The 11,728-nt window shown below is 61.3% G+C and carries 9 protein-coding genes and 1 tRNA gene; 5 read left to right on the top strand and 5 right to left on the bottom strand.

Features of this window, described 5'->3' with window-relative positions; all coding sequences use genetic code 11:
* Positions 1–153: 153 nt before the first annotated feature.
* On the bottom strand, positions 154–1,656 hold the full coding sequence (locus E3T51_RS02015; RefSeq protein WP_134526892.1) for an ice-binding family protein: 1,503 nt from the start codon (positions 1,654–1,656) through the stop codon (positions 154–156).
* Positions 1,657–1,962: 306 nt separating this feature from the next.
* Here E3T51_RS02015 and E3T51_RS02020 point away from each other — a divergent pair, with 306 nt between their 5' ends.
* Positions 1,963–2,988, top strand: a complete 1,026-nt coding sequence (locus E3T51_RS02020) for a methyltransferase (protein ID WP_241989125.1) — start codon at positions 1,963–1,965, stop codon at positions 2,986–2,988.
* A gap of 100 nt (positions 2,989–3,088) precedes the next feature.
* On the opposite strand, the gene E3T51_RS02025 is transcribed toward E3T51_RS02020, so the two are convergent.
* Positions 3,089–3,796, bottom strand: a complete 708-nt coding sequence (locus tag E3T51_RS02025) for a histidine phosphatase family protein (protein WP_134526895.1) — start codon at positions 3,794–3,796, stop codon at positions 3,089–3,091.
* A gap of 82 nt (positions 3,797–3,878) precedes the next feature.
* Positions 3,879–3,951 (bottom strand) — tRNA-Glu (locus tag E3T51_RS02030).
* Positions 3,952–4,092: 141 nt separating this feature from the next.
* On the opposite strand from E3T51_RS02030, the gene E3T51_RS02035 reads away from it, so the two are divergent.
* From E3T51_RS02035 to E3T51_RS02050, 4 genes are all read left to right on the top strand, one after another.
* Positions 4,093–4,743 (top strand): MBL fold metallo-hydrolase, encoded by a 651-nt coding sequence (locus E3T51_RS02035; RefSeq protein ID WP_134526899.1) that lies wholly within the window; start codon positions 4,093–4,095, stop codon positions 4,741–4,743.
* Positions 4,744–4,868: 125 nt separating this feature from the next.
* On the top strand, positions 4,869–5,624 hold the full coding sequence (locus E3T51_RS02040; protein ID WP_134526902.1) for an ABC transporter ATP-binding protein: 756 nt from the start codon (positions 4,869–4,871) through the stop codon (positions 5,622–5,624).
* Positions 5,621–6,910 (top strand): ABC transporter permease, encoded by a 1,290-nt coding sequence (locus E3T51_RS02045; RefSeq protein WP_134526905.1) that lies wholly within the window; start codon positions 5,621–5,623, stop codon positions 6,908–6,910. Before E3T51_RS02040 ends, E3T51_RS02045 begins: the two co-directional genes overlap by 4 nt.
* Before the next feature lie 26 nt (positions 6,911–6,936).
* Positions 6,937–7,683, top strand: a complete 747-nt coding sequence (locus tag E3T51_RS02050) for a TetR/AcrR family transcriptional regulator (RefSeq protein WP_134526908.1) — start codon at positions 6,937–6,939, stop codon at positions 7,681–7,683.
* A gap of 19 nt (positions 7,684–7,702) precedes the next feature.
* Here E3T51_RS02050 and E3T51_RS02055 read toward each other — a convergent pair whose 3' ends face one another.
* Both E3T51_RS02055 and E3T51_RS17375 read right to left on the bottom strand, forming a co-directional pair.
* Positions 7,703–8,605, bottom strand: coding sequence for a response regulator (locus E3T51_RS02055; RefSeq protein ID WP_134526911.1), 903 nt, complete (start codon positions 8,603–8,605; stop codon positions 7,703–7,705).
* Positions 8,606–8,609: 4 nt separating this feature from the next.
* Positions 8,610–11,447: a hybrid sensor histidine kinase/response regulator gene (locus E3T51_RS17375; protein ID WP_134526913.1), complete on the bottom strand. Its 2,838-nt coding sequence runs from the start codon at positions 11,445–11,447 to the stop codon at positions 8,610–8,612.
* Positions 11,448–11,728: the final 281 nt, after the last annotated feature.

Below are 11,728 nucleotides of genomic sequence, written 5' to 3' on the forward strand. Positions count from 1 at the left end.
GCTCGCCCTCGCCCAGTGCCGCGGCCGTCACCGACCAGGTACCACCGTCAACAACAGTGGTCGCCAACATCTGACCAGCCACGGTCACAGCGACCGCCGTGCCAACGGGAGCATCCGTCGTACCCGAGATAGTCGGCGTGCCATCAGCCGTCGTCAACGATGAACCGCCGGCGATAGCCACCGTCGGCGCCGTCGTGTCAAGCGTGATGGTCTGGTCCGCCGTTCCGGCCACGCCAGTGACGGTAATGGTAACCGTGGCCAGGTGGGTTCCATCGGCACCGAGGTCGGCCATGGAAACCNACCGAGGTCGGCCATGGAAACCGAAAATGCACCCTGTGCAACGACCGACGTGACGGTAATGCCGTCGATCAGCACCGATACGACGCTTCCCTCTGGCGCGTCGGTCGTACCGGAGATCGTCGGTGTCCGGTCGTTAGTGAGGAGCGTGGCCCCGCCGGTGATCATCACGGTCGGGACGTTCACGTCCTCGGTCGAAAACAACTTTGTAATACGCATATTGCCAACGATCGTGGCAGTGATCGACCAGGAGTAGCGGGCCGAATCGGTTCGCGTGCCCGCCACCGTTCCGGTAACGGGATCCAGCGTGATCCCGGGCGGTAATTGTCCCGCCGTCACGGCCCAGGCCACGTCTTCAGCGCCGACGGATCTAGTGTCGGACGACGCGACCGAGAGACCGTCGGAATAGGACACTCCGTTGGTCATGGCGCCGAGGTTTTGATCCACCCAGTCTGTGGTGGCCGTCCCCGACGGGGCATCATTGATGATTCGTGCACCCTCACTGAGGGTAATCGCTGTTCCCGTCGTGAGCAGCTGGCCGTGCAGTGTGGAGTTCGCCGACAGAGTGCCAGCGGTGCCACCAATAACGCGCCCGCTGAAGTCGGCATCGGCCGCAATAGTGAAAGCAGCACCGATGAACCAATACGCGTTGCCTGCCTGCGCACCGTTGATCAAGCGAACACGTGCGTTCGCCGAAGTGTCGAACGCACCGTGCGGCACCATGATGAAAATGGCGTCAGCATCGCCCTCGGCGTCCAGAGTCACGGTTCCGGTCAGGGTGACGTTGCTGTCAGCAGTGTGGATACCAGGCCGCAAGGTCTTGGCATTGATCTCACCGGGCAGGATGAAGTCTCCGGTGAGAGCCAGGGCCGCGGTGTGCGCGGCAGTCAGATCTGCTTCGGCCCGGTGTGCCGCTGCATTGCCAAGGTTGATGGCGCCCACGCCGGCGAGTGTTCCACCATTGGTGTACGCGCCGGTTTCACTGGACATTCCGAGGTCGGAGCCGAACGTACCCGTGACAACGGCGCTCGGGCCGATCGTGACGGCCGAGTTGCCTAGAACGACATACGAGTTCGCAAAACCAAGGTTGGGGCGCGCGGTGACGGTAGTGGCGGCAGCAACGCCGCCGACCAGCATTGAACCGATCAGGACGGCCACCCCGACAGCACCGGTCCATCGGATCGCAATCGTCGTCCGTCGCGTTGGGGCGGAGTGCCTGGCACGACGAACTGGTGGCCTGCCGGTCGGTGAAGTGCGAAATGTCATGGATCGTGCTTTCGTCAAGGTACGCCATTCCCCCAATGGAGTTTCACGGAGAGCAACGAGTCGTCGAACTACCGAACTCCCAGACTGGCGCATGCAATGGGTATTACCCCAAAATCGAAATCACCCACTAAGAGGGGAGACCGTCCGTCTACACCGCAGATGGGTGACTCACCACATATACAAGTTAGCCCTCGGTGCGTCCCCGCCGGCGGCGCACGGTAGTACGGAATTCAGCGGGCACCCCTCGTTGGCGATCTATAGTTGAAGGCTATGACTATGCACCGGGTTCGATGACTTCCGCAGCCAACGACCGCGCATACGTTCGCTGGGCCCAGGAAGGCAGCACGGCCTCAGCACTCTGGCGTTCAGCCAATGGCGCTCCGGCCCCCCCGGAACGTCGTGTCCGTTGACGACACCATCACAGCGGATGCCGCCTACAGGCTGGCCTCGCAGGGCGTCGCTATGCTCTGGAACGGGGACTTTCAAAACGCCCGCCAGATTCTGACGGCCCTGGAACACCGCACGCGGCCACGTCCCGACAAAACTGAGCGTACGACCGGCGAGTTGTTCTATCGGTATCGGCAGAATCGTTCGCATCGGGCCCGGATCCTTGGTCTGCTGCTCGTTCCCCTGCAGGCCGGCAACATCATCGGATTGCGCCGGGCTCCCGACGTTGTCGCGGCCACCGTCGACGCCTATGGGAGCATCGCGGAGGCATCTGTCGTGTCACTGCACGAGGTACTCGGCACGATCGGAGCGCACCAGTGGCGCACCAAGGGCATTCCCGTCGCCGCGCTCACTGCGTCGATCTATCCCCATTACGGCACGTTCTTTCCGGTGCGCAGTGAATACGTCGACCTCGTGGCGAACGCGCCGCTGGCCGCACCCGAGGTAGCCTTCGACATTGGCACCGGCACCGGGGTGCTCGCGGCAGTGCTGGCGACCCGGGGCGTGCCGCGAGTCATCGCAACAGACATCGAGCCGCGAGCTGTCGCATCCGCTCGAGAAACGGTGTCGCAACTCGGGCTCTCCGGGCGCATAGAGGTGCAGCTGGGCGACCTGTTTCCCGAGGGGCGCGCCGATCTCGTCGTCTGCAACCCGCCGTGGATTCCGGCGACCGCGCACTCACTGCTCGACGCGGCCGTCTATGACCCTGGCTCTCGGATGCTCAAGGGATTTCTGGCCGGCGTGCTGGGCCATCTGATGCCCGGGGGTGAGGTGTGGCTCGTGCTCTCCGATTTCGCCGAATTGGTGGGGCTGCGCTCCCGCAACGACCTTCTGAAGGTCATCGATGCGGCCGGCCTGCGGGTGATCGGTGCTCTCGAGGCGCCCGCCGTGCACACTCGCGCGACCGACACGAATGACCCACTGCACGCGGTGCGCCAAAGCGAGGTCACCTCGCTCTGGCGCCTCTGCGCCAGCTGACTCCCGCGCTCAACACTCTGGACTGCGATTGCAGTGCGCTCTGCACTACCGCCTGCAAAGCGGGTCGACCGGCCTCGACGATTGTGGGCATGGGTATATTTTATGAGCGCACAGTCTGTGGCGCAGCGTGACCGGCCCCGCCGCCGACCGGCGCGTCGGCCCCGCCGGCAGTCGAGCGCAGCCAGGACAAGTCCCCGGCATCGGTGTTGATGGCAATGACGTTCGGACGGCTGGGCCCATAACGCACGATCGACACCGAGGCTGGACCGACGGAGATGCGCTGGAACAGGTCGAGGTGCATACCGAGCGCGTCGGCCAGGATCGACTTGATGATGTCACCGTGGCTGACTGCCACCCACACGGCGTCCGGCCCAAATTGCGCCTCAAAGAGCGCGTCCTGGCGCCGGATGGCGGCAACCGACCGGGCCTGCATGGTCGCCATCGACTCTCCGCCGGGAAAGACAACGGCCGACGGCTGCGTTTGCACGACCGGCCACAGTTTCTCCAGGGCCAGCTCACTGAGCGATCGGCCCTGCCAATCTCCGTAATCGCACTCCGTGATGTCCGCATTCTCGGAGGTCGCCGGGGAACCGGCCTGGTGCTGCAGAATCAGGGCCGCGGTCTGCTGACACCGCTCCAGCGGGCTCAAGACCAGACCAACCAGTGGAACCCCAGCAAGCCGCTCCCCGGTGCGTGCAGCTTGGTCACGACCCACTTGGTCGAGCCCGACGCCGGGGGTTCGTCCGGCTAACACGCCGGTAGCGTTGGCTGTGGTGCGACCGTGCCGCACAAGAATGACTGTGGCCATGTCTACGAGCCTATACAGGCACACCGACGCCGTGAACCAAGAAGGCCCGGCGCCTTCAAAAGAGTAGGCTGCCGGGCAGTTGTGACCCCAGCGGGATTCGAACCCGCGTTACCGCCGTGAGAGGGCGATGTCCTAGGCCGCTAAACGATGGGGCCGTTTTTGCAACTTACCGAGTATGCCACACACCGGAGCGCTCTTCCAAACTGAGCGCACGCGGCGCGCCGTTGCGACTGTTGACATCATTCAAGAAAGTGGATGCTGTTGCGCCACGACTCGAATCGGAGTTAGCTCAGGGCATGAAACTGACCAAGCTGGAGCATGCTGCCCTGATCATCGAAGTCTCCGGCAAGAAGCTCTACGTGGACCCGGGTTCGTTTACCACTGCGCTCACGGGCACGGCGGGCACCGTGGCCGTAGTCATCACCCACGAACACGCCGATCACTGGACTCCGGAACAACTGGGCCGCATCGTCGAGATGAACTCAAATCTGCGCATCTTCGCGCCGGCCGGCGTTGCACGGGCCATTGCCGCCGTCGACACTGATCTCGACGTGACGACGGTGCAGGCGGGTGACGTGATGGAAGTCGCCCCGTTCACCCTGCGCTTCTTTGGCGCTACCCACGCGGTCATCCATGAATCGATCCCAGTGATCGACAACGTCGGAGTTTTCGTCAATGACGAGCTCTACTACGCTGGCGATGCCTTCACCATCCCCGAAGGGGTCGAGGTCGGCACGCTCGCCGTTCCGGCCGCAGCACCCTGGATGAAAATCAGCGAAGCGATGGACTTCATCGATGCGATCAAGCCCAAGCGCAGCTTTCCCACCCATGAAATGCTGCTCTCCCGCGCCGGGAAAGATTTGTCCAATGCGAGATTCCAGAATGTCACCCAGCTCAATGGTGGTGAGTTCTTCCCCCTCGAACCGGGCGACAGTCTCGACCTCTAGACCCACTCAGACCGAAGTATCCACTCGGAAACGGCCCACCTTCAGTCAACGTGCAGCAACTGCAACTTAGAGTGCAGTTACTGCAAAATGTGGCCTATGCGGCCACCAGAAGCGAGGGAAGCGCGATGGACTCCGAGTGGGTAATTGATGCACGGGGCCTGGAGAAATCCTATGGGTCGGGTGCGAGCCGGTTCGACGCACTAAAGGGGGTATCCGTTCAGGTCGCGCCCGGAGAGACCGTGGCGATCGTCGGAAAGAGCGGTTCGGGCAAATCGACCCTCATGCACCTGCTTGCGCTGCTCGACGAGCCCGACCAAGGCAGTCTTCAGGTTGCCGGCAGGGAGGCCAAGTCGCTGTCCAAGCGCGCGGTCAACGAACTGCGCAATAAGGAGTTCGGCTTCGTCTTTCAGCAGTTCTTTCTCACCCCCAACGTGAGCGTGCTCGACAACGTCATCCTGCCGCTGAAGATCGCCGGCATGGGCTCCAAGGAGCGTCGCCGCCGCGGCATGGAAGTTCTCGAACAGCTCGAACTGGCCGACAAAGCCGGCAACAAAGCCACGACCCTCTCGGGCGGGCAGAAGCAGCGCGTCGTGATCGGTCGCGCCCTGGTCAATGCGCCGCGGGTAATCTTCGCCGACGAACCGACCGGAAACCTCGACACCGCCACCGGTGCCGTGGTGGAAGACATCCTGTTCGAGCTCAATCGCAGCCAGGGCATCACGCTCGTCATCGTCACCCACGACGAGGAACTCGCCGCCCGCTGTGACCGCCAGATCTACATTCGCGACGGACTAATCGTGGCGCACGCCGGTTCGACGCATACCGGGGCGCACGCGCTGGTGACTGCAGCAGCACCGACCACCGCCGGAGGCGCAGCATGAGAGCCAAAGACCTTGTCGCCACCGCGATCTCCAACACTTTTCGCAGCAAGCTTCGCACCACGCTGACCGTTCTGGCCATCTTCGTCGGCGCCTTCACTCTCACCCTCACCAACGCCGTCGGCGCCGGCGTCACCCAGTACGTCGACGCTCAGGTAGGCGCCCTCGGCTCCCCCGACGTGTTCATCGTCACGCAGGCGAGTGACGCCACGACAGCCGGCGACGGCCCGGTCAAGTACGACTCGAATAGTTCAGCGTCTGTCTCCAGCCAACAGGGTCCGCCCGGCACCACAACCAAAGCACTGACAGATTCCGACCTCACCACAATTGGCGAGATCCCAGGTATCACGTCGGTCGATCCGATTCGCGCTGTTCAGCCCGACTACATCGAGTACGCCGGTTCGCAGTACGAGTTCAGCATCAACGCCACCTCCGCCGTCACCACGGCCAACCTCACCGCGGGCGCGCAACTCGACGGCAGCGCCAGTGAAGCGCAACTCGTGCTGCCCGACACCTTCGTGACCCCGCTTGGGTTCGCGTCGGCGGACGACGCGGTGGGGGCATCCGTGTCGATCGGCATCACCGACATTCTCGGCGCGAAGCACACCGTGAACGCCACCGTCGTCGGCGTCTCGCTCGAGAGCCTGCTTGCTGCGGGCGCCGGGGCCAACGACGCGCTGATAGCCGAGCTGGCCGACGCGCAGTCGGGCGGCATCGACACCGCCGTCACGAGTTACGGCGTGGCCGTGGCTCACTTCGACCCAGCGCTGTCAGCGGATGCCGTGACCGCGCTCAAGGCTGAACTCGCCACGCAGAATTACACCGCGAGCACCATCGAAGACCAGCTGGGCGCCGTGCAGACGGTGATCAACGGCATCGTGGGGGTACTCAACGCCTTCGCCGTCATTGCCCTGATCGCGGCTGCATTCGGCATTATCAACACCCTGCTGATGAGCGTGCAGGAACGCACTCGCGAGATCGGCCTGATGAAGGCCATGGGCATGAGCGGCGGCAAGGTTTACACCCTGTTCAGCCTCGAAGCCATCGTCATCGGATTCCTCGGCAGCGCCATCGGCGCCGGTGTGGCGATCGGGCTCGGCTCCGCGTTGAGCGCCGTCCTGTCGCAGGGGTTGCTCTCTGGGCTACCGGGATTGAACATCCTCTTGTTTGAACCGGCATCTGTGGCCTTCGTCATTCTGCTGGTCATGCTGATCGCGTTCCTTTCCGGCACCCTGCCGGCTCAGCGCGCGGCCAAGCAGAACCCGATCGAGTCGCTGCGGTACGAGTAGCCCTGTACCCATTGATTGGACGAGGCATGACCGACACCCCGACGCCACGCACCCAGGTACCCGTGCGCCCGCAAAGTCGTGAAGACAAGCATCATGAGACGAGGCTGCGCGTGGAAAGAAGTGCGGTCAGCCTCGTTCTGGAACACGGTTTCGACAACGTCACCGTGGGTATGATCTGCAGCCGGAGCGGCATTTCCCAGCGCACCTTCTTCAACTATTTCAAGACCAAGAACGCAGCCATCATCGGCGCCGCACCGCCCACCATCGATGAAAGTCGGGCCCGGGAATTTATCGCCGCCCCCGGAGATGATCTGCTGCCCGATGTGCTGATCCTGATGAGCGCGATCGGCCCGCGTGATGGCATCGACGACGGTCTTTTCACCGACCGACTGCGAATCTTTGGGCTAAACCCAGAGCTCATGCAGGAGCAGATGGAGCGGATGGCCCGGGTCACCTCCGAGGTCACCGAGCTGGTTTACCTGCGCCTCGGTCGCGGAGCCGCCGTCGACACCGAAAATGATGCTGCCCGGGCTTTTCGACACGGGCAGGCCGAATTGCTCACTCACGCCATGATGGGCGTCGCGCGTTTTATGGCCATGCAATGGATGCCCGCTCGTGCCTGCCCGACCAAGCCTGTCGCCGGCGCGGAAGCTGAGTCCGACGCCGACGCCGACCCGAATGCGACTGACCAACAATCCGATACCACCTTGGCCGAGTCGCTAAACCGAACGATCGAGCTGCTTCGCCGCACCCTGATCTTCCCAGGCCCATAGACGTGGTCGATGCACGGCGTCAATGCGGGTGGTCGGATTCCAGAGGCAGCCACTTTAGTAAGGCCGCGCGCAGCTTGGCCAGATGCAGGGGACGTATGAGGTAATCGTTCATACCGACCCTGCGGGCATAGTCGGCATCGCCGTGAACCGCGCTAACCGTCATGGCCAGGATCGGCATATGTACACCTGGCCCCTCCGTCGCTCGAATGGCTGCAGCCAATTCAAAGGCGTTCATCTGAGGCATTTGGAGGTCAGTTATCAACAGATGATAGTCGCCCGTTGTCCACAACTCGAGGGCTAGAGCACCGTTATCCGCCAGGTCGGCCTCGTAGCCGAGCAGGTTCAGCTGCCATAAAATGAGTTTTTGTTGGGTCGGATTACCACCGGCTACGAGAATACGAGTGGCATCCGGGGCGCGAAGTGTCATCGCCCTTTTTCCTGTGGGGAAATCCTCGACCGTTAACCGGTCTCGCACCGAGAAGCCAGAAGACGACTCCATCGGGCTCGAACCGTTGCTTATTATTGAAGACGTTCCTTCCGACGCGTCCTCATCGTCAGCCCGCGGCAGAAGCCAGTTGATTGCGTCTTGAAGCTCCTGATAGTGCAGCGGCCTAGTGATGTAGGCGTCACAAGCAGCCTGGCGCGCCCGGTCCTGATCCCGAGACATGGCCATCGCTGTCAGGGCGATCACCGGAATCTCGGCGGTGGCGGGGTCGCTCTTCAGCAAGGCCGTGGCGGCGTACCCGTCCATTCCCGGCAGTTGGATATCCATCAGAATCAAATCTGGCAGTTCATTTCGAGCGAGCAATAGACCGCTCTCAGCATCGACGGCCTCCGACGTCGTGTGGCCCGCCCGGTTCACGAGCAGCGTGGCGAGCTTCATATTGATGGGATTGTCTTCAATGATGAGAATTCTGGCCACATCGCTACCCACCTTTCAGGTCGTCGCAAAGTTCACCAGACTTTAAAGCGCGCTTGACCTCGGCGATAAAAGACGCTCGGTTAAACTTTTCTGTACCGAGTACGCGCACCGGCTGGGTTGGGTCACTGTCAACCGCCGCCGATTCTTGCTTCGTGAGTGGCTTGCCAGACACGATCAACACCGGGATATGTTCGGTGGCCTCATCGCTCTGCAACGCCAACACAACCTCGTAGCCGCTGAACCCTTCCATCATGAGATTGAGCAACACCAGATCCGGATGCAAACGTTGCGCCATCTCGATGGCCTCGTCTTTTGTGAAAGCGCGCTCGACTGCATACTCCGGACGAGTCAGAAAGCGTGCGATCACGTCAACAGTTTCGGGGTCATCGTCGGCGACCAGAATGCGTCGGGTGCGCCGGGCGTCAGGGCTGAGGCCGAGCGCTTTCAAGGACTGCTGCAGCGCCTGTCGACTGATCGGCTTCTCCAGTACGGCGGCCGCACCGTGCGTCAAGGCCAGGCTCACATCGGTCTCCCCCGCAATGATCACAATCGGAACGGCTGCAAGATCTGAGAACTCGTGCAGGCGAATCAGAAAACCCCAACCGTCCATTCCCGGCAGACGGATGTCGAGAGTTATGAGGCTGAGACGCTGTTTCGGGGCAAGGTCCAAACCGTCCTCACCGCTGCGCGCGATGATGACCCGAAACTCTTCAGCCTCCAGTAAAAGCCGAAGAACCTCGGCCCCTTTGGCGTCGTCCTCAATTACAAGAACAACGTGCTTGTCGGTTTCCCCCTCACCTGCGGGCGCTTGCTGAATACTCTCGGCCACATCGGAAAGAGTCTCTGTCGTCGTGTCCAATGATTCGATCCCAGAGTCAGTTTTGACCTGCTTCGCGGACGCAACCGCGTTGCTTTCGTCTCCACTAGTGAGGGCCCGTTCCTTCGCCGCTTCCGGCGCCGCTTCCGCCAAGTTGGCGACAGTGGGCAGTCTTCCAGTTCCCACCACACTGACCGCGCCAACGGGGTCGCGGCGCGCCGAAGCTTTGGGCTGGCCGACCGGGCCGGAAGCCGGTTCCAACGTTTTCGATGCTTCTGGCAGTCCGTCGGAGCTCGATGCTTTTGTTTCAACCGGCCAAGCTGGCGCCTGGTCGTCGGTTGCACCCAGTGGAAGCCAGATGGCAAAGCTGGATCCTTCGCCGGTCTCGCTGGCAACAGCAACGGTGCCTCCCTGCAACTCCACCATCTGCTTGACCGTGGCGAGACCGAGTCCGGTGCCTTCGAACCTGCGCGCCAAGGTGCCGTCGATCTGGCTGAAAGCGAGAAAAAGCTTCGACATATTTTCACGCGAGATGCCCATTCCCGTATCATCGACGCGAATTTCCAGAAAATGATCGACGTCGCTCTTGGGCAACGGAAAATCATGCACCGGACGGGAGCCGACGATCTTGCCCACCGCGCTGCGGGGAACCCTTCTGGCCGTGAGTGTGACCGCACCGAGGTCTGGTGTGAACTTGACGGCATTTGACAGGAGGTTGTAAACGATTTGTTTGGTTTTGCGTCGGTCAAGCATCGGCGTCCCCAGATCGTCCGCTCCGTCGAATACGAGGTGCAGCCCACGGATCAGAGCGTCTTCTCGCACGATTAACAAACTTTGATCCAACAACCGCCGCACATCGACCGATTCCAGCTCGATGTCCATCATCCCCGCCTCGACTTTGGACAGATCGAGAATGTCATTGATCAGCGATAAAAGGTGGTGGCCACTGGAATAAATGTCCCCGATATACTCGCGCTGCGTCGCCGTGAGTTCCCCGATGAGTCCATCCTTGAGAGCCTCTGAAAAGCCGATGACGGCGTTCAAGGGAGTGCGTAGTTCGTGGGACATTGTTGCCAGAAACTCCGTCTTCATGCGGCTGGCGTGTTCCAACTCGATGTTCGTCTTCTGGAGTGCTTGTTCGAACCGCTTGCGTTCTGTCACATCACGGGCCGATGCAAATACACCCTGCACAACCCGATCTCGATCGTAGAAAGTCGCAGCGTTGTACGACACATCAGTTTCGACGCCATCTATGGAGCACACCGTCAGTTCATAGTCGCTTACCTTGCTCTCGGTCAGAGCACGCTGGATGGCCGTGTCCGCCCTTACCGGATCGGTGAAGAAATTGCGGCACGGGGCGCCGATGAGTTCGTCCCTGGTGCGCCCAGTGAGTTTTATCATCTGCTGGTTCACGTCGGAGATAACCCCCCTGGTGTCGGTCATCATCAGCGCATCAATGTTCGATTCAATCAGCGACCGGGTGTAAAACTGCTGGTCGCGCAGCCGCTGATCGAGTAGGGATTGGGCGATCGATGCTTGATTTCGCGCCGTGTCGTCGGTGCTGATCAACAGATAACCGATTATCTCCGTATCGACGTCACGTAAGGCCGTGACCGACACCGTGGTCGGAAAGCGACTCCCGTCCTTTCGAATCGTCGTCAGTTCGTAGATATCCTCGATTCCCCGGCTCGCCTTGTAGGCCAGGGCTTCAAAGCCGGGTTGAATTTTGCTACCAAACTCGGCGCTCAACCGCGCCGCTCGGGCGATGATTTCGTCCGGGTCGTGCATATCCCCTGGCACGCCCGTATTCACGACATCCTCGGGCTTGTAGCCGAGCATGCGCTGCGCGCCGACGTTGAAGATTTGTATGACGCCCTTGGCATCGGTAGCGACGCACGCAAAGTTGGCACTGTTGAAGATGGCATGCTGCAAGCTCACCGTCTGTTCCAACATGTTCTTGTCAGCGACATACTTTTGCGCATTCGAATAACTGTCGTTGCTCAAAGTCGGCTCTTCAGCACTCATTCCGTCGTGACTTGACAACCGGGCGTCGTCCTCACCTCGGGGTTGTGTCATGTCCATCACGCCCTCCGTGACCTATCACTACGCTAACGGCGATTAATAATGTGGAACGTTTTGCAGTTAGGTTGAGAGACACGCAGTTGGTAGGTTCGCCGGACTTGATTGCCGCGAGTCGACCGGAGAATTTCCCTCGCGTTAATCTATATCATGAAACATCCTCAGACGCCCCCTGATTGGGGGTGGCAAGAATGCCCACACGGGTTTGAGAAGTTCGGGTTCGGCGT

This window comes from Cryobacterium serini, from assembly GCF_004404025.1.
In the GTDB taxonomy this organism is placed as follows: domain Bacteria; phylum Actinomycetota; class Actinomycetes; order Actinomycetales; family Microbacteriaceae; genus Cryobacterium; species Cryobacterium serini.

What these genes read in the sequence shown, in the direction of transcription:
- E3T51_RS02025 (WP_134526895.1), bottom strand. Translation starts at nt 3,796, where the DNA reads ATGGCCACAGTCATTCTTGTGCGGCACGGTCGCACCACAGCCAACGCT.
- E3T51_RS02035 (WP_134526899.1), top strand. Translation starts at nt 4,093, where the DNA reads ATGAAACTGACCAAGCTGGAGCATGCTGCCCTGATCATCGAAGTCTCC.
- E3T51_RS02040 (WP_134526902.1), top strand. Translation starts at nt 4,869, where the DNA reads ATGGACTCCGAGTGGGTAATTGATGCACGGGGCCTGGAGAAATCCTAT.
- E3T51_RS02045 (WP_134526905.1), top strand. Translation starts at nt 5,621, where the DNA reads ATGAGAGCCAAAGACCTTGTCGCCACCGCGATCTCCAACACTTTTCGC.
- E3T51_RS02050 (WP_134526908.1), top strand. Translation starts at nt 6,937, where the DNA reads ATGACCGACACCCCGACGCCACGCACCCAGGTACCCGTGCGCCCGCAA.
- E3T51_RS17375 (WP_134526913.1), bottom strand. Translation starts at nt 11,447, where the DNA reads ATGAGTGCTGAAGAGCCGACTTTGAGCAACGACAGTTATTCGAATGCG.